The sequence below is a fragment of the Grimontia marina genome (genome assembly GCF_900060185.1).
In the GTDB taxonomy this organism is placed as follows: domain Bacteria; phylum Pseudomonadota; class Gammaproteobacteria; order Enterobacterales; family Vibrionaceae; genus Enterovibrio; species Enterovibrio marinus.
Map to the genome: position 1 here is coordinate 48895 of NZ_FIZY01000028.1, position 20675 is coordinate 69569.

The window sequence follows — 20675 nt, forward strand, 5'->3', positions numbered from 1 at the left end:
GTCACTCAAACAAAAACACGGTGACAACCTACTCTCTGTAACAGTATCTAACGCTACGGGCCTCGACAAATAAGGCGTGCATTCTGCGTCACTAGACCAAAAAAAGCCAGAAAAAATTGAACAAGTTCACAATTCTTTCTACGACTGATGGCTTTTTGACTGCAAACGCTTATTTCCGTAGCAATTTGCTGTTATTTCAGACAGCCAATTTCCTAATGGTATGATTTCTTAGTCGAGGCATACGCGGTTTTGCCCCAGTTTTACCGCCGTCGTCTTGAGCTTTTCTGCCCGTTTCATAATTTTCAGTTTCTGAGTAAATAATGAAATAGACGTTAATGTCATTCCCAAACTCAATGTTACTCGCTGGTAACCTGACGAATTCTTGTTGGGAATATTGAGATGGTAAACAGCATGCACCATATTTTCGGCCACTTCACGCAACATCAAATCATCGTCATGCAATAAAAGGAGAGAAAACGTACCTGATGATTGGTAGCTAAGAATGCCAGGAAGTATTGTCCCTGCCTGCCTTTCTAGAACGTCAGCGACCATTTTTACCAAGTTAGACGCTGCCGATTTTCCATAGAATTTTCTATACCCATCAAAACAATCTATGTCGATGGAAATTGCTGCGACGCGCTGTTTCTCTTTTCTGGCCTGTTTAAACAGACCGGGCAATGCCATATGTAAAGCCTGTTCATTTGGCAAGCCAGTATCAGCATCGCACAGGTTCATCCAGCGCTCATTACGTTTCTTCGCAAAGAGTTTGTACTTCAGCGTTTTCAGCTCTGATTCCCGCTTGCTGTTTATAGATATCAGTTCATCAAAGCGTATGCTGGAAGCTTCTGACTCCCTCACTTTGACTATTTTTTGGCAAACGGACGCAGCAAGGAGTTTAATAGCCTCTTTCTTAGGCTCATCAAGTGGTGTTCCATAGATAAGGTTGTCACCCGCCAACCAACCAATACACTCGTCACCATTCCACATCGCCATCATGATGTTCCATCCAATACCAACCTGCTCCTTACCGAAATATAAAGGCACATTTTCTTTTACAATGAGTTCGTTCTTCTTGGTGAACGCCTCTTCCATAAACATCGTTTTTGGCATTTCCTGGCAGAACTTTGAGCGGTCGACAACGTTACCTTGAGGGTCAGTTCCCCATGTCCCCCACATCTTGTGGGTTTCCATATCGCAAAGGAATATTCCCATCCTGTCGACCTGGAGTTTGTCTCTGCCAAGTTCAACCGCAATCCGGCATAGTGAGTGAATGGTCGTTGCCTTAGTAAAGCGAAGTGAAATCTCGTGGAGGTTTTTTAAGTAAGTGAGTTGAGAAGAGAGAGTATGATTATCCAGAGCGAGATCTAATTCGCTCTTTCGGTTAGTGACATTCTGTTGATTCAGCCTATGCGCCAGGACTTTACACTTTAGGTGTGTATGCGTATTCGCCTGCAGCCAAGAAAAGTCTTCAGGAGACAAAGAGCAATCACGGGTAGTCGTTTCTGATTCCACCAGTAAATACCCCAACTTCTCCTCTCTCTTACATAAGGGAATAACCGCATGTTCCCAGAGTTGATTCTCTTGCTCCCAGTCTCCGTTAAAGGGCAATTCAGAAATAAAAGAAAATTGGTGCTGATACTTATTGGCGAGCGCCTCCCAATCGATATAGTAACCACTATATTCCTCTGAGGGTTTGAAAGCGGGATAGAAGTTAAAAACATCCTGTGTCTGACTTGCGGCAAGTCTTAGTTCGTCATCAACCCAGATAAAAAGTGCGATATTTCTGATTCCATTTCGACTAACCAATCGACTGAATATATCTTCACACCATTTGTCCAGTGCGCTACACACATCTTCGGCTATACCAATAACCCGCACTTCAGCACTATCCATTCGCTAAACCGTAACATCCTTTTACCGAACGGACATTCTGTCACTAATGTCGAATTAGGTTTCTTTGTTACATCAAGTTTGCGAAAGAAGTTACCATTTCTGTTTCATTTCGACGACTTAGCTCTCAGTTTATGCCATTACGTATCTTCAACTGCAATACACCTTTAATATGTGATGACTTGGTTTTAAGGCGGTGAATCCGTATAGTGTGGCGGTTCACAATCTGAGACCAGGCTAATGTTTCAAGACAATCCATTACTAGCGCAGCTAAAGCAGCAAATTAAAGAGAGCATTCCGAAGAAAGAAGGCTCTATCAAAACAACCGAAAAAGGTTTCGGCTTCCTTGAAGTTGATAGTAAAACCAGCTACTTCATTCCACCTGCGTACATGAAAAAAGTCATGCATGGTGACAAAGTCGTCGCGCTTATCCGCACTGAAAAAGAAAAAGAAGTGGCTGAGCCAGACGAACTAATTGAACAGTCGGTTGATCGTTTTATTGGCCGAGTGAAAATGATTCGCGACAAGCTGAATGTGGTTCCTGACAGCCCTCAGCTTAAAGATACTATCCGTGCTAAAACCAAGAAAGGCCTTAGCCACGACGCGCTGTCTGAAGGCGACTGGGTTGTAGCAAACCTTATCCATCACCCTTTGAAAGGTGACAACAATTTCTTTTGTGAAATCAGCGAAAAAATCACGGACTCAAACGACAAGATTGCACCTTGGTGGGTAACGTTGGCGAAGCATAACTTGCCAAATCAAGAGCCATCTCCACAAGATAACTGGGAAATGCTTGATGAGTCGTTGGTTCGTGAAGATTTGACGCACCTACCGTTTATCACAATCGACAGCGAATCCACCGAAGATATGGACGATGCTTTGCACACGGTAGCAAATGAAGACGGTACATTCGAACTGACTATTGCCATCGCTGACCCAACAGCTTATGTAGCTCAAGGTACAAGCCTGGACAAAGAAGCCCGTGAGCGTGGTTTCACCATTTACCTGCCAGGCCGAAACATTCCAATGCTACCTCGCGAATTGAGTGACGACCTGTGCTCCCTCCGTGAAGAGGAAGTTCGCCCTGCGCTTTGCTGTCGCGTTACCATATTGGCCGATGGCTCTATTGCCGAAGATGCTCACTTTTACTCAGCTACCATCAAGTCTCAGGGCCGTTTGGCTTACGATAACGTATCAGAACTATTAGAAACTGGGTCATGCAGCAAATGGCAACCAACTGAAACTATTGCTGAACAAGTCAACGCCTTGCACAGCCTGGCCAAAGCGCGTTTGACGTGGCGTGAAACCAATGCAGTGACTTTCCCTGACCGTCCTGACTACCGTTTCGAACTAAGCGAAGACAACGATGTTGTCGCTATTCATGTGGACCCTCGCCGTATCGCGAACCGCATGGTTGAAGAAGCAATGATTACAGCAAACATCTGTGCTGGCCGCACCCTTCGCGAACACTTTGGTTTTGGTGTATTCAACACCCACGCTGGCTTCTCTCCAGAGAAAATGGCTGACGCGGTTGAATTGATAAACAATAACGGTGGCAATGTTTCGGCAGAACAACTTGAGACTATCGAAGGTTTTAGCGCACTACGTCGTTGGTTGAACGAGCAGGAAACCACTTACCTTGATAACCGTATTCGTAAATACCAGTCTTACAGCGAAATTGGTAATACCCCGGCCCCTCACTTCGCAATGGGTCTTGATGTTTACGCAACTTGGACATCACCAATCCGTAAATACGGCGATATGGTTAACCATCGCCTTCTGAAGGCTATAATCCGTGGTGAAGATACCGCACAAACTCCGGACGAAATGATCGGTGAGGAGTTGGCTCTACACCGCAGACACCATCGTATGGCCGAGCGTGATGTCGCTGACTGGTTGTATGTTCAGCTACTGAAAGGCAGCGTCGCTGAGAAAACAACTTTCACTGCGGAGATCTTTGACATTAACCGTGCTGGTATGCGTGTACGCCTACTGGAATACGGGGCGATGGCGTTTATCCCTGCGCCGCTGATTGTTGATAACAAAAAGCGTATTGAATGTAATAGTGATATTGGGAACATCTCGGTAGATGGCGTTAAAGCATTCCAACTGGGCGATACCATTGAAGTCGTTTTGTCTGATGTTAAAGAACCTACCCGTTCGATTGTTGGTAAACCGACCAGAGAATTTGCAGTGATTGCGGAAAAAACCGAAGAGATGGTAGAGAATAGCAAGTAACCTCTAACACAATGAAAAAAGCCAGACTGATGTCTGGCTTTGTTGTTTTTGGACAACACAGGCTGTTTTGTTCTTTGCTTGGACAATAAAAAACCCGGTCCATGGAAGCCGGGTATAGGTTACTATTTTGACTTTTCACGCAGCAAGCGAATGTAAAGTCCAGCTATGCAGTAACGCAAAATTTGGACCAATCATTAAGATGTCGGCGGCCAAACCAATTCCTTATGATTGTCTGCGTCCAATGATTTGCCTTTCAGCAAACGTTATTGTTATGAAAGAAATTCTACCAAGTGATGCTTAAAATCAACTGAACGACAGAGTTAATGTATATTGCTCAATCGCTCATTAATTTGCTGTTCGTCGCATTTTAACTCCCAACAGGGGTTCATCACAACCTTAATGGTGATAATAGTCACATAAATGAGAACCAGTTGTAAAGCTTTTGTCAACAACCACATTAAATGCATTCATAGAAATTATCTCAAATCCATTGGGTTACTAGTAAGTGTAGTAATACCAATTCATTGATGCCAAGCTTTCTATACATAAACGCCACTTTTTGCATATTTTTTCTAGACATCCTGTTGCAGATTAAAGCGTTGTAACTTTTCATTTGTATTAACAACACAAATTAATCCAGTTCAATTCATTACTCCATAACCAAACAAGCTAGTGCCTATCTCTTATACCCAAAAAACCTGAAGATGCTTGTATTAAGAGACCATCAATCGTTCAATTCGTGGGTAAATCTCACGAGGAATAGTGGTTCTATTTTCGTGGGATTTAACTAAGAGGTTGGCGCATTGAGAGCCTCCATTCGGGCGAGTTGACTGACTCCGTGCTCTTTGCTTTTCCTTGTTGATGGAGATGACTACACCTGAAAAGGCACGCCACGATCACAACGCCAGTCAATCTCGCCAAATCCTGCATCTTCAGGTCGTTTGTGTATATAAAGATAAAAAAACCGCAACACCAGAGTAGCGTGCGGCTGGATATGCGGAAGTATCCTAGGACTCGATTCTTAAAAAGGTTTACGACGGCGTAGCTTTTGAATTTCTCTTTCTACTTCTGCTCGAGTAAGTCCAACGTCTTGTAAAAATCGCTCATCATCCAGGTTTTTGGATAGCTCCTGAATTAAAAAGTGTTTTCGGTTGAAGTGCCACATTGCATGCACTAACTTTGCAAGCAGACCTCCTCGGTATGTGGCTCTAGCTAGGCTTTTCCAGCCTTCATTTATGAAATCATTGTTATTCGTTTTGACCACCATATCTTCTCTCTCCCTATTGACAGTTCAATATTTAATCAATTTAATTATTAAGAAAAGCCAATCTTTTTCACCTGATACTTCAAAGGAGCTGAAGTAATGACAAACTTCGACATAGACCAACTCCGCACTTTGATCGCGATAGCTGATTGTGGGAATTTCGCTGCAGCCGCAGACAGCGTCCATAGAACACAATCTGCAGTGAGTATGCAGATGAAAAAGCTGGAAGAATTGGCAGGCGTTGCCATCTTCCAAAAGCAAGGAAGACGACACGTATTAACTTCTCATGGTTTAACCTTGGTTAGCTATGCCAGACAAATTCTCAACTTGAATGATCAGGCAATTTCCCATTTTCACAGCCCAGACATGAATGGCATGGTCAAATTTGGGGTTTGTGATGATTACATGAACCTTATTTTCCGCCAGGTTCTGAATGGTTTTACTGAGCGCTATCCAAACCTTCAGCTGTCGGTGCAAAGCAACAGTAGTCAACGGCTCTTAAAACAGGTCCAAAATGGTCGACTTGACATGGCTTTAGTTAATATTCACGATGAGAGTTACCCTGTCACACAGCTATCTACAATAAGACTTGTGTGGGCCAAATCACGTCATGTTAGCTACTGCAAGGACAAGCCACTGCCAGTTGCCATAGAAAGTGATTGTCGTTGGGGTCGTTTAGCATTGGAACTACTGAATCGGGCAAATATTTCGCATCAGGTTGTGTTAACTGCCGCAGACTTCCACGGGCTTAATGCTGCCATTGAATCTGGCATGGCAGTCTCTCTTATCGCGGCGTGTTCAGTCACAGACAAAATGGATTTGCTTGAGCGGATAAACTGTCACTCTCTCGAAACCGCCATCGCGAATGGGTTAGCCATCAAGCCAGGAGCAAATGAGCCCGCAGTGCTTGCCTTGGCTGATTACATTACAGAATGGTATGTGCGCAGGAATCAAACCGCTGCATAGAGTTCCAGGCTTGAGATTTCGGTAACACCACGGATATTTCACTATTGCGCGACCAATTCTCTGCCAATAAACTCAATATCCCCAAACAACCTGAAGATGCTGGGGTATAGGTATCAAGCGTTGTGTTATTAAAGTGCATTCCAGCGGGAGGCGCTTTGACACTCCAGCCCAACAATTCGATGGAAACGATAATGCCGGGAAATTGGATTCTCTTTACCGTTTTGTTTTCCAGCCTCCTTTTGGTTGGCTGTGAATCTCCGAAATCTGACGACAACGCTGATTACTCTTCACATTATGAAACCAATCGCCCTGGCACACTTGGCCTCCCCAATTCCCAATTTGGAATATCAAAATACCAAGCACTGTTTGCCTATTTCGACGAATGGAAAGGCACACCATATCGATATGGTGGCGCTTCGAAACACGGGATAGACTGTTCAGCGTTTACCCAACAAGCGTTTCTTGCCGTCTACGAACACTCTCTACCTAGAACCACGAGACAACAAATCAAGGTTGGCGACAAAATTACTCTCGCAACCGCTGACCATGGAGACCTCATTTTCTTTAAAACAGGGGCCAACAGGTACCACGTCGGCATTTATATTGGTGAGAACGAGTTTATGCATGCATCTTCCTCCAAGGGTGTCACCATCTCCCGGATCGACAACCCATATTGGTCAAAAAGGGTAATAGACGTTCGTCGCTATCCCCTGCAATAGCTACCACGGAATAACACTTCCATCATGATGATACAATTTTCCCGTTCCTTCCGGCGACATACCCTCGAAAACGGAAACAATTCGCTCTGCCGTTAAATCGGGGCTATAAAGTTTGTCTTTCGGCCAGTTCTGAATAAAGGGATCTGACAACCCACTCGGTGTAGTTCCTGGGTGCATAGCAATTACTGAAGAGCTCGCAGCTCGCCTCCCCCATTCTATAGAAAGATTTTTAATGAACATGTTGAGCGCCGCTTTGGACATTCGGTAGCTGTACCATCCTCCTAATCCGTTATCTTCAATGCTACCGACTTTTGCGCTTAGAGATAACCAACGGAGATTTGATTGCTGTGTAACTAAGCTATTCAATGCCTGGGCCACATGAATGTGGCTTATTACATTGACGTGCATTGAAAGGTTGAGCCAATCAGCGCTGAGTTGTTTGAGATTCTTCTCTGGTCCACGAACCTCATCATGCAGAAATCCGACACAATGGATCACACCAGCAAGATTTTCAGCTCGCTCAGCTAGCCACTGCTCCATCACTTCCACACTTTCCGGCTCAGTCATGGCAATATTGAGATGATTGAGAGAGGAATCTTGACTGCGGCTGATTGTCAGGATCTCGTACCCGGCTATTTTTAGTTGTTTGGTAACGGCATTACCTATGGTTCCGTGTGAGCCAACCACCAATACGCTCTTTTGCATCCTTCCCTCACTCGCCGTTCTGCTAGAATCTAACCTACTGATTTAAAAAATATCATCGCCCAACTCTGATCTTTTTTGATCGGCATTCGTATTGGGTTCCGCACATAAAACGCTATAAGAGTTATATGACTGATAAAACAATTGTGATCACTGGTGCTGGTCAGCGTATCGGATTTGCGCTGGCGAGACATTTTCGGGCTTTGGGTTTTCATGTGATCGCGTCATATCGTTCGGAAAAACCCGGTGTGACTGCCTTGCGGGAAATGGGGGTCACTTGTATTCAGGCCAACTTTTCAGCCGATGGCGCTATCCATCAATTCGCAAGGGAAGTCGCTGAGCAGAACATTCAGATCCGTGCGTTGATCCATAACGCGTCAGACTGGAATGCCGAAAGTAAAACCGATGACTATGCCGCCCTGCTGGATGATATGATGCAGATACACGTTAAAACGCCATATCTGCTTAACCTCGCCTTGTCTCCCTTTATGGCGACTGACTCAACGGCGGGTTCAGACATTATTCATTTTACAGATTACGTCGTGCGCAAAGGCAGCGAGAAACATATCGCCTACTCGGCAAGTAAAGCGGCATTGGACAATATGACGCTTTCATTCGCACAGAAATTGGCGCCGAGTGTCAAAGTCAACAGCATCGCTCCAGCGCTTATCATGTTTAATGAAGGCGATGACGAGGCTTACAGAAAGAAAGCGTTGTCTAAATCACTGATGGCGATAGCGCCTGGCGAACAAGAAGTGGTGAACGCCGTCGAATTCATCATGAACAGTAACTACATGACCGGCCAAAGCATCAATTTGGATGGCGGTCGAGCACTCAAATAACTTACGGAGGCTGCGCTATGCAAAATGCCATTATCAAAATTACAAATCTTCGCCTGCGTACCTTTATTGGCTTCAACCCTGAAGAACAAGAGAAGAAACAGGACGTAGTACTAAATATCGAAATCCACTACCCAGGCGATAAAGCCTGTATGAATGACAATGTTGAAGAAGCACTAAACTACAAAGTGATCACCAAATCTATCATCGACCATGTCGAAAATGGCCGTTTCCTACTGTTGGAAAAATTGGTCTCCAGTGTGTTAGAGATTTCTCGCTCTCATCATTGGGTAACATTTGCCAGCGTCACAATAGATAAGCCACATGCCTTGCGTTTCGCTGACTCTGTGTCTCTAAGTTTAAGTTGGCAACAAGAAGAGTAATGCAGACAGAGTTCCATCGAAATTTTCGAATAACTCGTTCAGTTGTATTCGGTTCACCTACAGTTAATGATGATTATAATTCTCATTAACTTATCTGATTGGACACAAACGTAAGATGGAACAACCTTCGCAATACAATGCTGTTTCGCGCGCCATCCACTGGCTGACTGCCTTGGTCGTTATCGGCCTTTTTGCTGTTGGTCTATGGATGGTTGACCTCACTTACTACAGCACTTGGTACAAAACCGCTCCCTACTGGCACAAATCCATCGGCATTCTCCTTTTGGGTTTAACCATATTCAGGTTGGCCTGGCGCATAGTAAAAGGTACACCTCGAATAGAGGGAAATCGTTTCGAACGCGCGGGGGCCCATACCGCTCACCGTCTTATTTATGTGTTGTTGTTCGTTATTTTTGCATCTGGTTATCTGATCTCTACGTCAGATGGTAGAGCCATTGAAGTATTTAACTGGTTTGAAGTGCCTGCTCTTGGAGAGTTATTCCCGAATCAGTCAGATATTGCTGGCGCAATCCACTACTACGCTGCCTTTACATTGATAGGTTTAGCTGTTCTTCATGCGGCAGCGGCACTTAAGCACCACTACATAGACAAAGACAATACATTACGGAAAATGATTGGAGACAAATCGTTATGAAAAAGACTCTTGCTGCTCTGGGACTGGTCGCGGCTACCATGCTGCCAACAATGGCAGTTGCCGACGACTACGTGATTGACACCAAAGGTGCTCACGCATCAATTAATTTCAAGGTGCCTCATCTCGGCTACAGTTTTATTAAAGGGCGTTTTAACGACTTTGATGGTGAGTTTTCCTATGACCCTGCCAATGTTGAAGCATCAACGGTTGTTGTAAACATTGATACAACCAGCCTGGATTCGAACCACGCAGAGCGAGACAAACACCTCCGTAGCGGTGACTTCATCAATGCTTCCAAGTTCTCTACCGCAACATTTAAAAGTACTTCAGTCAAAGACAATGGTGATGGTTCGATCACTATCAATGGTGACCTAACGCTTCACGGCAAAACTAACCCTATCTCGATTGCCGCAAATTTTGTTGGAGCAGGCAGCGACCCATGGGGTGGTTATCGTGCAGGTTTTGAAGGCACAACTCGTCTCGAACTGAAAGACTACGACATCGCAGTTATGGGTCCATCAAGCTACGTTGATCTGGAGCTGCACGTGGAAGGTATCCGCAAGTAATTCAGGCGAGTTTTAAACAGAAAAATGGCAGGTTTTACCTGCCATTTTTTTTAGCTGTAAAGCACAAACGACACGAATAACAACTCTGATCACCATGCCCTCACAGATCTGACTTCGATCACATAAATCACATGCTTCAGAGCGTACAGTGTGGAGCTTATTTCCGGCTGTAGGGGGAATCATGTTCAATCCTATCCTGTTTAGACACCAGTTACATAAAATGCCTGAACTCTCTGGTTTTGAAGATAAAACTGGAGAACTGATTGCGGATACATTGCGAAGCTTTGGCTACGATCCTCAGGTTAATATCGGTGGACATGGGGTAGTATTACATCTTGACAGCAGCCAGCCAGGACCCCACCTTTTATTCCGCGCCGATACTGATGCATTACCCATTCATGAAGTGGCCTTACACAGTCATTGCTCTGGTAACGCCGGCGTCATGCACGCCTGTGGGCATGACGGTCATTCGGCCAGTTTGATGGCACTGGCTTACCGCTTGTCTAAATCAGATATCCAGCAAGGAAAAGTCACTCTTATCTTCCAACCGTCTGAAGAAAACGGCCAAGGGGCCAGGGCTATGCTGGATGATGAAAGCTGGGATAAAGGAAAAGTCGATTATGCCTTCGGCTATCACAACGTGCCGGGGCACCCACTAGGGCAAATCCTATGTCGGGAAAACACCTTCGCGTGCGCGTCTGCCGGGGTTTCCATAACACTGAAAGGCAAAACAGCCCATGCTGCCTATCCAGAAACAGCGGTCAATCCGACATCTGCCTTGAGGGCTCTGATGCATGATATTGAAAAATTGCCAACCGATTTTCCCAGCTGTTTTGCACTTGCGACCATCGTGCATGTCAACCTCGGCCAGCCAGCCTTCGGAACAACACCAGCACAAGCAACGGTGATGGTAACGCTTCGAAGCGACAGCAATAAGTGTTTTGAATCTCTCTGTTATCAGGTTGAAAGTATGGCAAGACATTATTCCGAGAGGGATGGACTCGAACTCAACATTGAATGGTTCGACAAATTCAATGCCATCATCAATCACAGCGAAGCAAACATGCTTCTTAAGCAGGCATGTAAAGATCTGGGATTTGTTCATAACGACCTCGATGTGCCAATGAGGTGGTCTGAAGATTTTTCTGAATATTCCCGAACCTGGCCATCGGCATTTTTCGGCCTTGGTAGCGGCGTTGAGCATCCACCACTGCACGATCCTCACTATGACTTCCCGGATACCTTGATCGATATCTCCAGTAAAATCTTTGAGCAAATCATTCGGGATATGAACGGATTGAAATCACAAGACTTTATTCACGCTATTTAGCATTTTTTATGCCCCTAAAAAGAAAAAGCGAGGCAAAAGCCTCGCTTAGTTCATTCTTGATGAGAATTACAGTTCACCGCGCAGCTCAATCAGTTTTTGTTTGATTGCACGTGCTTTCTCTTCAGTCAGGTCATATTTCCACATAACCAGAATCGCCAGGAATGCCGTCGTTGCTGGAATGATGATATCTGCTAGACGCAGGTTAGTGATAGTTTCAACAGACTGCGCGCCTGCACCTGGATCGAAGCCAACCACTTTCAACACAAGACCACCAAGGATAAGCGCTAGTGCTTGACCAATCTTAACCATCAGCCAGTAGATAGCACCAAACGTTCCCTCTTTACGAGGCATGCCATTGTCCAATTCATCCATATCGCAGACGTCAGCTGTCATACTCATCATCAGCGTAAACAAACCGCCGATACCGAAAGACATCAATGGGATTGGCATAAAGATCATCCAAGGGTTACTTGGGTCAAAACCCTACCACTTCAGACCATAACCTACAATTGAAATCACTGTTGAGATAACAAATGCGTTGCGCTTACCCCATTTACTCGCCATCCATGAGATAACCGGAATAACAAGAAATGCAGTTACGATCGCACTGACGGTTGAGAACCATGCTGGCCATGTACCCGTTGCACCGTAATCGCCGCCAAACATGTGGAATACGATGATGAAGAAGCTGAAAGATGCAACAAGCTGGAAACCGTTGAAGACCAAGAAAGTCGCACCACAAAGGCGAACAAACGGCTTGTTTCCAAAGACTTGCTTAATACCTTTAAAGACTTCCTTAAGGTTGGAGAAGATGGTCTTAAAGGAAATCTCTGCGCGGTTACCCATGTCTGACGCATCGATACCTTTACAAAACAGACCAGGTAAGATGCCCAAAGTGATACATGCACCCGCTACAAACAGCGACAGTTGTTGAACACCTTCAGCCTGACTGCTGAACAGATCAGGGTCTGCAATCAGTACCCAGAACCAAGGTACAATCATCCAAGCTACCTGACCCATGGTGTTTGCAAAAGCCATTAGGCGGGTACGTTCGTTGTAATCAGAGGTCATTTCATAACCCAGACCAACAAACGGCGTTGCAAACATGGTGTTACCAATGGTGAAGATCAAAGAGAAAATGAGGAAATACCAGAAGTTATACTCTTGTGATGCTTCAGGATCGAGCTGCCAAAGCATGGCAAAGAACACGCCACTCAATATCGCACCAACGACAATATAAGGACGTCGTCTACCCCAACGCGATTTGGTGTTGTCAGTGATAAAACCCATGATTGGGTCTGTAATGGCATCGAACAGCCTTGGAAGGCCACCTAACAGACCTGCTAGGAAAGGATCCATGCCGAATGCGGTAATAAGGAAGAAGGAGAAAACACCCAAAGCACCAGGAAGAAGGTTAAGCGTCAGAGTACCTGCGCCATAAGCCCCTTTCTGAATGACTGGAACGCTTTCCCTAGCGTCGTGAAGCTCACCTGCTGTTGTTTCTACTTGTTGTGACATAGCTAAATGTTAACCATATGTGAATACCGTGTTGTGATATTACCTAGCTATGCTAAAAAACAGCAAATCGAGCGCATACGATATATAACTCCAAAACCACACTTTGAAAGCGCTTTCTTTGGTTGCAAATAGTGAAGGTAAGAAATGCTGTTGGAAAGACCTTTAATTACAGTTTGATCACGCGATTATGTGCTGAATTTATCGTAAATTGCCCTATTTTTTGGTTCCGTTGATAGCAAGCGATTTTTTATGAAATACCAAGTAACAAGTCTCATTATATAGATTTCATGCCTTAGGTTAGTGGATTCAGAAGAGGTGTTAGCAGTGACAAAAAGACAAAAAAAAGCCGCCGAAGTCACAAAACTTGGCGGCTTTAAATCAGGTGGAGCTAACAGCGTTTATCGTTTACCAGCGCGTCGTTCCTGAACTGCATCTGCCAGTGTATTTAACACTTTCTCAGTGTCTTCCCAGCCAATACATGCATCTGTAATGCTCTGACCATAGGTCGGCGCTTTACCGTCAACCAAATCCTGACGACCTTCCACAAGGTGGCTTTCAATCATCACACCGAAGATAGCGTCATTACCGCCTGCGATTTGGTTTGCAACATCTTCACCCACAACCACCTGACGTTGATACTGTTTGCTGCTATTCGCATGGCTGAAGTCTATCATCAACTTATTGCGAAGTTTTGCCGCATCCAGCTGCTCAGTGATAGCTGCAACATGTTCTGCAGAATAGTTCGGCTCTTTACCGCCACGAAGAATAATGTGGCAATCTTCGTTCCCCGCCGTTTCAACAATTGCTGAGTGACCAAATTTCGTCACTGACAGGAAATGGTGAGGAGATTCTGCTGAGCGAATTGCATCGGTAGCAATCTTGATGTTGCCGTCAGTACCGTTCTTGAAGCCAACTGGACAAGATAAACCCGACGCCAGCTCACGGTGAACCTGAGACTCCGTCGTACGTGCGCCAATCGCTCCCCAGCTAATCAAGTCTCCCATGTACTGTGGCGTGATCATATCGAGGAATTCACCTGCCGTTGGCAAACCCATGTCAGTGATGTCCAGCAGCAGTTTTCGTCCAATACGCAGTCCGTCATTCAGTTTGAAGCTGTTATCCAGGTACGGGTCGTTGATCAGGCCTTTCCAGCCAACCGTGGTACGCGGTTTTTCAAAGTAAACGCGCATCACGATTTCCAGTCTGTCGCTTAGTTGGTCACGTAGCACTTTTAGCTTTTTACCGTATTCAACCGCAGCTTCAGGGTCGTGAATCGAACAAGGACCAATGATGACAAGAAGGCGATCGTCCTTGTCATTCAGAATGTTGTGGATAGCCTGACGAGCGTTAAACACTGTTTCAGACGCTGTTTCAGTTGCAGGAAATTTCTCCAGCACCGCTACCGGTGGCAGTAGTTCTTTAATTTTACTAATTCGGACATCGTCTGTTTGATGGAAGCTCATTCATTCACCCTTGCTACATACTTCGCACTGACACTCACAAATTCAGTGCGTATTCCCTATTTATTTACCGTTAACTTATCGCCATTCCAATAAGAGTGCAAACCTAATTTTACGCTTTTTATAAATTTTTTATACCACTTAAATATTGACTAATGGAATTCATATGCTAGCCATTAGTTTTTAACGGTGTTTGGGAACAAGAAATCCAAATCTAGATACTCTTCAAGCGTGTCTGCCAGTACGTCTAAACTACGTTGTTTTTCTTTCGCCAAATCAATATCTTTAACGTCTGACAGCCCAGCCCATTCAAGAATGAGCTTGAGTGCCTCAGGTTGATCGAACAACCCATGCCAGTATGTCCCGAAGATATTGTTATCTGAGTTGATCAGACCATCATCACCCTCTTCACAGATGACAGGGTTCACACCTTTTGATGTCGTCACACCCATATGGATCTCATATCCCGTGATTGGACTCACCTTTCTATTGAGGTGAAGATGTCCCGATTTTTGGGTAAGCACTTTTTCTTTTTCAATCACAGTCCTTGCATCAAGGTAACCAAGTCCTATTGTTTCCAACTGGTGACCTTCCAGCCCCAATGGGTCTGAAATGTGCTTTCCTAGCATCTGATAACCACCACAAATACCGACGACTTTGCCGCCATATCTCAGGTGTTTTTGAATTTGTTTATCCCAACCAAACTCTCTCAGGCTGATTAAGTCTGAAATCACACTTTTACTGCCCGGCACTATAATCAAATCACACGAAGGAATCGGCTTTTCTGGCGCCACATATTGCAAGTTAACCTGTGGATGGGCTCGCAGTGCATCGAAGTCAGTGTGATTACTAATACGTGGAAGGACGGGCACCGCAACGTTGAGAATGTTACCGCTGGAATCTAGTTTTTCCTGCTTGGTGTCTATTGCGTCTTCAGCATCAAGCATCAAGCCCTGTAGATAGGGCACTACACCAATAACAGGCTTTCCTGTCTTTTCTTCAAGCCACTCAAGTCCTGGTTCTATCAGGCTCACATCACCTCGAAAACGATTGATAACAAATCCAACCACACGATCTCGTTCTGATTGAGACAAACAATCCAGCGTGCCAATGAGATGAGCAAACACGCCACCTCGGTCAATATCAGCAACAATGATGACAGGTACATCGGCTTCTTCCGCAAACCCCATATTAGCAACATCATTCGCTCGAAGGTTTACTTCGGCAGGGCTTCCAGCACCTTCAATCAGTACAGTGTCAAATTCTGAAATCAGATGTCCAAATGACTCCAGTACTGGCGTCATTGCAAAAGCTTTGTATGACTGATAGCCAATTGTGTCCATTGCTTCTACAGCTTTACCTTGAACGATCACTTGTGACTCGGAATCAGCGCTGGGTTTTAACAAGATAGGATTCATGTGAACGGTAGGCTCAATACCACATGCGTATGCCTGAAATGCCTGCGCCCGTCCTATTTCGCCGCCATCTCTCGTCACTGCACTGTTAAGCGCCATATTCTGTGGCTTAAACGGAGCCACTTTCACACCTCGACGGGCGAGCACGCGGCATAGACCCGCGACAATGACACTTTTTCCAGCATCGGACGTTGTGCCCTGAACCATAAGGGCCTTAGAAGTTGATAACATGGATAGATCCGAAAGAAATGAAACTATGAAATGATGGAGAAAGATATCATAGTCATTGCAAAAAAATGCTAGTCCCCTCGATTGAGGGAAATTTCTTTGTAATCCCTGTCAAAGTTATTTGAATGCTGACTAAAGTTTTCGCACAGCAAGCCATACACTGATTGTTAAGTTGCATTAACCTCTTGCTGCAAGGAACGCTGTGAAAAATTCAAATAAATCATTTGCTATCAAAGCAATTGTGACTGCAATGGCTCTGACTTCGTCAGCCGCAATGGCGACCAACTTTAACTACACCAATTTGGAAATCGGCTTTACATCAAACCCTTCGGGACTCGCTGGTACAGGTAGGCTTGCCTTCATGGATGGCGCGCATTTTATTGTCAACGCAAGCAGCCAGTTTGAAGGTGATTGGGTAGTGTCTGGTGGGGCCGGTTTTCACGCGCCAATTAATGGATTCGTAGATGTGCATGGCGATGCAAGGATTTATTCAGTTAAATTTCCCGAAGATGACAAACATGACTGGGGAGAATTGGCATATGGCGTTAATGTCGGTGTTAAAGCTTGGGTTCTACCACAAATTGAAGCCAATCTTTTGGTTGGTCAAGTCGCTTTCGACTCTGATGATACCCGTTCAGTCGTAGAGTTGGGCGGCCGTTTTCATTCAACCGACATACTATCTTTGGGCGCCACCTACAGAGCTAACGGCCTATACAAAGAACAAGTCTATTTCGACGTGTTGTTCAACTTCTGACCCAAATATCAAATCAATCCAAGCGGGCTCAGAGTCCGCTTTTTGTTTGGAGTTAGATTGCTACTATTCAATGGTTGTAGCCAAAGAACGTGCCTCACTCGGTGTAAAGCCAAAATAGCGCTTAAATTCCCGACTGAACTGAGAAGGACTGCTGTACCCTACTTCATAGCAAACCTCAGCAACTTGATACCCTGAAGACAACATCGATCTGGCCTTGTGCAACCTTAATGACTTCACATACTGCATCGGCGAGACTGTTGTTACCTGCTTAAAATGTTCATGAAGTGTTGATGCACTCATTCCCGCTACGCTCGCGATCTCCTCAATCGCCAAGTTTCTTTCAAAGTTCTGCTCAATGTAATGAATAACCGGCGCAACACGGTTAGCGCCTGCATGGTTACTCACACAGTTTCGCAACAACCCGCCTCCCGGCCCTTTAAGCACTTGGTAATAAAGCTCTCTGAAAATTGACGGCGCAAGGATCTCGCGATCCATCGGATTGTTGAGCAGTCCCAACAACCGGGTAACCACATTCTCAATCTCTTTTGTCATTTTCGTCGCTTGCGTGAAATCGCGTTGGGGCTGCGACGAGGTTTCTTTTTGCCACGGAGACATCTCCATCATTAGTTGACCAACCATTTGTTGGTCTATGGCTAGACTAAAGCCTACATATGGTCGCTCTTGGCTTACATCCAGTAAACTGGCTTCTACTGGACGTGTCACTGAGTTGATCAGGTAACTGTCTTCGCTGTAGACAAAAGATTGCTGACCTGTAGAAACGCGCTTCTTTGCTTGCAATACAAAACAATGCAATACAAAACAAATGGATGGCTGGATAACAATGGGCATCAGGTCAATTTCCTGTTGGCACGAATACAGCTTCAAGCCGGGGATTTCTGAGACTTCAACAAGTTCCCCATTTACCTTTTCAAACACACTTTTCGCAAGTGAAGACACAAACTCCATTTCGGTCACCTTATATTCAACCCCTCGTAGGATTATGACATTAAGTGTGCATTTTCAATGATACAAACAAAACATTTCGGATTTTTAGGCAAGAAGTCTGGAACATCTCGATAACATTAGCCATGGATTGAATACATAGTAAACAAAGGCTGATGGCTACATTTTCGCACGCCAAAGCTGAATACGCTGCCGTTCTATGTACGAAAGGAGACTACCATGAGCGTATCCGTGAATATTAACGGACAGGACTTCGAGCTCGATGTACCCACGGACACCCCACTGCTTTGGGCTATTCGTGACAACCTTAAATTAACCGGCACAAAGTTCGGTTGCGGTCTCGCACAATGTGGCGCGTGTACTGTTCATATGGGCGGTCAACCCATTCGTTCTTGTGTCACCCCAGTATCTGCCGTTGCAGGCCAGAAAATCACCACCATTGAAGGTATTGAGTCAAAAGCCTCCAAAGCCATTCAAGCCGCATGGGAAGAAATTCAGGTGCCGCAATGTGGGTACTGCCAATCAGGCCAGATCATGGCTGCCAGCGCATTACTTGCCAGTAATCCATCCCCTACCGACGCAGACATTGATGCAGCCATGAACGGAAACATCTGCCGCTGTGCAACCTATGTCCGTATTCGAGAAGCAATCAAGCAAGCAGCCACTGAACTGAGACAGGGATAGAACCATGCGCGATTTTCTGAACGGTTATGTGCCTGAAGAGGCTTTCTTCAAAAATACTAAACAGGTCGGAACCAGCCGCCGTAACTTAATTAAGCTCATGTCGACAGCCGGTGCTGGATTAACCTTAGGCGTTCATCTTCCTTCTGTTGCAGCCGGTGCCAATGAAACAGCAGGTAAGCCTTTTGAACCCAACGCGTTTGTGCGCGTCGGTTCAGATGACACAGTCACCATCATGATTAAACACTTGGACATGGGCCAAGGCGTCACGACAGGCTTGGCAACCATTGCTGCCGACGAACTCGATGCAGATTGGAGCAAAGTCACTACAGAGGCAGCTCCAGCAAACGCTAACGAATATAACAACCTTCTGTTTGGCCCAGTGCAAGGTACAGGCGGCAGTACTGCTATCGCAAATTCCTTCATGCAGCTCCGCATGGCAGGCGCAAAAGCTAAAATCATGTTGGTGAATGCCGCAGCTAAGGTTTGGGAAGTCCCTGCTTCAGAAATTACGGCAAGCAATAGCACACTCTCCCACTCTGGTACTAACAAGTCAGCCAGCTATGGTGAGATGGCCGAGCTCGCCGCACTCCAATCAGTGCCTCCAGATGATCAAGTGGTAATAAAAACGCCAGACCAATTCACCATCATCGGTAAAACGGGGACTGCCCGCAAAGATAAAGGTAAAAGCAACGGCACCGCGACCTTCACACAGGACGTTCAACTGGAAGGCATGCTGACTGCGTTAGTGGCTCATCCACCGGCATTTGGTGCAAAAGTCGTTTCGTTTGATGCCACTGCAGCCAAGCAATCTCCCGGAGTTGTCGATGTTGTTCAGATCCCGACAGGTATTGCTGTCGTTGCAAAAGACTTCTGGAGCGCAAAAACGGGACGCGACAAATTGTCGATAAAGTGGGACCGCTCTGCGTTCACAAAGAACACTGAGCAGATGAAAACTGAATACACGGCGCTTGCCCAAACACCCGGCCTTCCGGCCCGCAACGATGGCGATGCAGGTAAAGCTCTCGAAAGCGCAGAAAACGTTGTCGAAGCCACTTACTATTTCCCCTACCTTTCCCATTCACCAATGGAACCCATGAACTGTGTGGTTTTGGTTGGGGATGACAAAGCTGAGCTTTGGTACGGCGCACAGATTCAAACGGTCGATCAGTTTGCCGTTGCCACAGTCCTTGGTATCAAGCCAGAGAACGTCACCATCAACACCTTGTTTGCAGGGGGTAGTTTCGGACGTCGAGCTAACCCTCAGGCAGATTACGTTGTTGAAGCAACAATGATTGCGAAAACGCAGCCCGGTGTACCCGTCAAACTGGTGTGGACACGTGAAGATGACATGCGCGCGGGTTATTACCGCCCCATGTACATCCACAAAATCCGCGGTGCCGTTGATAACCAAGGCAACATTACTGCCTGGAAGCAGCGCATCGTTGGGCAATCTATTGCTGCAGGCACAGCATTTGAGGGCTTCATGGTCAAAGACGGCGTCGACTCATCTTCAGTTGAAGGTGCTTCTACCCTGCCTTATGCCATACCCAACTTAGCCGTTGAGCTACATACTGTTCAGCAACCCGTTCCCGTTTTGTGGTGGCGATCTGTGGGACATACGCACACAGCATTTTCAACCGAAACCTTCTTTGATGAACTGGCGCACAAAGCTGGGAAAGATCCGGTCGAACTGCGCCGTGCTTTGCTCAAGAACCACCCTCGCCATCTTGGTGTTCTGAATTTGGCCGTCGAGAAATCAGAATGGGGCGTGCGACGTGAAGTCGTATGAAGCGCTGTTCACCGCTTAACGAGTGAACCATCTGTATCACCAGATGAACCTAAATAGCTGATCCTAATTGTGAGTCTTTTTTGCCATCCCATGACCTGAGCCAGGATACGGTGATGCCGTCGCCATAAAGTGCTTCACCTGTGCCAATAGCTGGTACATGTACTTGCATTGATGATTGCGTGTGATGGTCTCATGTAGTGCATGCCATAGCCTTTCTATCACATTGACCCAAGGGCAATAGACAGGCTGAAATAACAAGACAAATTTGGGGTTGGCCGCCAGCCACATATTCGTTTTTCGACTCTTGTGAAT

At 45.7% G+C, this 20675-nt stretch carries 18 protein-coding genes and 1 pseudogene; 11 read left to right on the forward strand and 8 right to left on the reverse strand.

Annotated elements, in window-relative coordinates; all coding sequences use genetic code 11:
• Positions 1 to 228: 228 nt before the first annotated feature.
• Positions 229 to 1893, reverse strand: coding sequence for a GGDEF domain-containing protein (locus GMA8713_RS15025; RefSeq protein WP_062711538.1), 1665 nt, complete (start codon positions 1891 to 1893; stop codon positions 229 to 231).
• 237 nt (positions 1894 to 2130) lie between these two features.
• On the opposite strand from GMA8713_RS15025, the gene GMA8713_RS15030 reads away from it, so the two are divergent.
• Entirely contained in the window at positions 2131 to 4128 is a 1998-nt protein-coding gene (locus GMA8713_RS15030; RefSeq protein ID WP_062711541.1) for an exoribonuclease II, read from the forward strand.
• Between the two features lie 1021 nt (positions 4129 to 5149).
• Here the strand turns inward: GMA8713_RS15030 and GMA8713_RS15035 are convergent.
• Positions 5150 to 5395 (reverse strand): DUF1127 domain-containing protein, encoded by a 246-nt coding sequence (locus GMA8713_RS15035; RefSeq protein WP_062711544.1) that lies wholly within the window; start codon positions 5393 to 5395, stop codon positions 5150 to 5152.
• A 96-nt stretch (positions 5396 to 5491) separates the two neighbouring features.
• On the opposite strand from GMA8713_RS15035, the gene GMA8713_RS15040 reads away from it, so the two are divergent.
• Both GMA8713_RS15040 and GMA8713_RS15045 read left to right on the forward strand, forming a co-directional pair.
• Positions 5492 to 6358 (forward strand): LysR family transcriptional regulator, encoded by an 867-nt coding sequence (locus GMA8713_RS15040; RefSeq protein ID WP_062711547.1) that lies wholly within the window; start codon positions 5492 to 5494, stop codon positions 6356 to 6358.
• 191 nt (positions 6359 to 6549) lie between these two features.
• On the forward strand, positions 6550 to 7077 hold the full coding sequence (locus GMA8713_RS15045) for a C40 family peptidase (protein WP_062711550.1): 528 nt from the start codon (positions 6550 to 6552) through the stop codon (positions 7075 to 7077).
• Here the strand turns inward: GMA8713_RS15045 and GMA8713_RS15050 are convergent, their stop codons facing one another.
• Positions 7078 to 7782: an SDR family NAD(P)-dependent oxidoreductase gene (locus GMA8713_RS15050; RefSeq protein WP_062711553.1), complete on the reverse strand. Its 705-nt coding sequence runs from the start codon at positions 7780 to 7782 to the stop codon at positions 7078 to 7080.
• A 125-nt stretch (positions 7783 to 7907) separates the two neighbouring features.
• Between GMA8713_RS15050 and folM the strand changes: the two genes are divergently transcribed.
• The 5 genes from folM (at position 7908) to GMA8713_RS15075 (ending at position 11552) form a co-directional block, all read left to right on the forward strand.
• Positions 7908 to 8621, forward strand: a complete 714-nt coding sequence (folM, locus tag GMA8713_RS15055; RefSeq protein ID WP_062711556.1) for a dihydromonapterin reductase — start codon at positions 7908 to 7910, stop codon at positions 8619 to 8621.
• A gap of 17 nt (positions 8622 to 8638) precedes the next feature.
• The gene (gene folX, locus GMA8713_RS15060) at positions 8639 to 9001 is read left to right on the forward strand and encodes a dihydroneopterin triphosphate 2'-epimerase (protein ID WP_002535747.1); all 363 of its coding nucleotides are present in this window, start codon (positions 8639 to 8641) and stop codon (positions 8999 to 9001) included.
• 115 nt (positions 9002 to 9116) lie between these two features.
• Complete coding sequence (locus GMA8713_RS15065; protein WP_062711559.1) at positions 9117 to 9656, forward strand: cytochrome b; 540 nt, start codon at positions 9117 to 9119, stop codon at positions 9654 to 9656.
• Positions 9653 to 10222 carry a YceI family protein gene (locus tag GMA8713_RS15070; protein ID WP_062711562.1) on the forward strand — a complete coding sequence of 190 codons (570 nt, stop codon included), beginning with the start codon at positions 9653 to 9655 and terminating at the stop codon, positions 10220 to 10222. The genes GMA8713_RS15065 and GMA8713_RS15070 overlap by 4 nt, the downstream gene beginning before the upstream one ends.
• A gap of 181 nt (positions 10223 to 10403) precedes the next feature.
• On the forward strand, positions 10404 to 11552 hold the full coding sequence (locus GMA8713_RS15075; RefSeq protein ID WP_062711565.1) for an amidohydrolase: 1149 nt from the start codon (positions 10404 to 10406) through the stop codon (positions 11550 to 11552).
• A 66-nt stretch (positions 11553 to 11618) separates the two neighbouring features.
• On the opposite strand, the pseudogene GMA8713_RS15080 reads toward GMA8713_RS15075, so the two are convergent.
• From GMA8713_RS15080 to GMA8713_RS15090, 3 genes and pseudogenes are all read right to left on the reverse strand, one after another.
• Positions 11619 to 13070 (reverse strand): annotated as a pseudogene (locus GMA8713_RS15080) (MFS transporter).
• 398 nt (positions 13071 to 13468) lie between these two features.
• On the reverse strand, positions 13469 to 14533 hold the full coding sequence (aroG, locus tag GMA8713_RS15085) for a 3-deoxy-7-phosphoheptulonate synthase AroG (protein WP_062711568.1): 1065 nt from the start codon (positions 14531 to 14533) through the stop codon (positions 13469 to 13471).
• A 173-nt stretch (positions 14534 to 14706) separates the two neighbouring features.
• Entirely contained in the window at positions 14707 to 16176 is a 1470-nt protein-coding gene (locus GMA8713_RS15090) for a cobyric acid synthase (RefSeq protein WP_062711571.1), read from the reverse strand.
• Between the two features lie 199 nt (positions 16177 to 16375).
• On the opposite strand from GMA8713_RS15090, the gene GMA8713_RS15095 reads away from it, so the two are divergent.
• Complete coding sequence (locus tag GMA8713_RS15095; RefSeq protein ID WP_062711574.1) at positions 16376 to 16927, forward strand: hypothetical protein; 552 nt, start codon at positions 16376 to 16378, stop codon at positions 16925 to 16927.
• 63 nt (positions 16928 to 16990) lie between these two features.
• Here the strand turns inward: GMA8713_RS15095 and GMA8713_RS15100 are convergent, their stop codons facing one another.
• Positions 16991 to 17893 carry an AraC family transcriptional regulator gene (locus GMA8713_RS15100; protein ID WP_062711577.1) on the reverse strand — a complete coding sequence of 301 codons (903 nt, stop codon included), beginning with the start codon at positions 17891 to 17893 and terminating at the stop codon, positions 16991 to 16993.
• 216 nt (positions 17894 to 18109) lie between these two features.
• On the opposite strand from GMA8713_RS15100, the gene GMA8713_RS15105 reads away from it, so the two are divergent.
• A complete protein-coding gene (locus GMA8713_RS15105) occupies positions 18110 to 18574 on the forward strand; it encodes a (2Fe-2S)-binding protein (RefSeq protein WP_062711580.1) in 465 nt (154 codons plus the stop codon).
• Positions 18575 to 18578: 4 nt separating this feature from the next.
• Complete coding sequence (locus GMA8713_RS15110) at positions 18579 to 20363, forward strand: xanthine dehydrogenase family protein molybdopterin-binding subunit (RefSeq protein WP_232314455.1); 1785 nt, start codon at positions 18579 to 18581, stop codon at positions 20361 to 20363.
• Between the two features lie 63 nt (positions 20364 to 20426).
• Here GMA8713_RS15110 and GMA8713_RS15115 read toward each other — a convergent pair.
• A partial coding sequence (locus tag GMA8713_RS15115) for a transposase (protein WP_198159514.1) occupies positions 20427 to 20675 on the reverse strand: 249 nt, incomplete at its 5' end.

Bases quoted from the DNA above. Each gene is read 5' to 3' on its own strand.
- GMA8713_RS15025 (WP_062711538.1), bottom strand. From the start codon at position 1,893: ATGGATAGTGCTGAAGTGCGGGTTATTGGTATAGCCGAAGATGTGTGT.
- GMA8713_RS15030 (WP_062711541.1), top strand. From the start codon at position 2,131: ATGTTTCAAGACAATCCATTACTAGCGCAGCTAAAGCAGCAAATTAAA.
- GMA8713_RS15035 (WP_062711544.1), bottom strand. From the start codon at position 5,395: ATGGTGGTCAAAACGAATAACAATGATTTCATAAATGAAGGCTGGAAA.
- GMA8713_RS15040 (WP_062711547.1), top strand. From the start codon at position 5,492: ATGACAAACTTCGACATAGACCAACTCCGCACTTTGATCGCGATAGCT.
- GMA8713_RS15045 (WP_062711550.1), top strand. From the start codon at position 6,550: ATGCCGGGAAATTGGATTCTCTTTACCGTTTTGTTTTCCAGCCTCCTT.
- GMA8713_RS15050 (WP_062711553.1), bottom strand. From the start codon at position 7,782: ATGCAAAAGAGCGTATTGGTGGTTGGCTCACACGGAACCATAGGTAAT.
- folM (WP_062711556.1), top strand. From the start codon at position 7,908: ATGACTGATAAAACAATTGTGATCACTGGTGCTGGTCAGCGTATCGGA.
- folX (WP_002535747.1), top strand. From the start codon at position 8,639: ATGCAAAATGCCATTATCAAAATTACAAATCTTCGCCTGCGTACCTTT.
- GMA8713_RS15065 (WP_062711559.1), top strand. From the start codon at position 9,117: ATGGAACAACCTTCGCAATACAATGCTGTTTCGCGCGCCATCCACTGG.
- GMA8713_RS15070 (WP_062711562.1), top strand. From the start codon at position 9,653: ATGAAAAAGACTCTTGCTGCTCTGGGACTGGTCGCGGCTACCATGCTG.
- GMA8713_RS15075 (WP_062711565.1), top strand. From the start codon at position 10,404: ATGTTCAATCCTATCCTGTTTAGACACCAGTTACATAAAATGCCTGAA.
- aroG (WP_062711568.1), bottom strand. From the start codon at position 14,533: ATGAGCTTCCATCAAACAGACGATGTCCGAATTAGTAAAATTAAAGAA.
- GMA8713_RS15090 (WP_062711571.1), bottom strand. From the start codon at position 16,176: ATGTTATCAACTTCTAAGGCCCTTATGGTTCAGGGCACAACGTCCGAT.
- GMA8713_RS15100 (WP_062711577.1), bottom strand. From the start codon at position 17,893: ATGGAGTTTGTGTCTTCACTTGCGAAAAGTGTGTTTGAAAAGGTAAAT.
- GMA8713_RS15105 (WP_062711580.1), top strand. From the start codon at position 18,110: ATGAGCGTATCCGTGAATATTAACGGACAGGACTTCGAGCTCGATGTA.
- GMA8713_RS15110 (WP_232314455.1), top strand. From the start codon at position 18,579: ATGCGCGATTTTCTGAACGGTTATGTGCCTGAAGAGGCTTTCTTCAAA.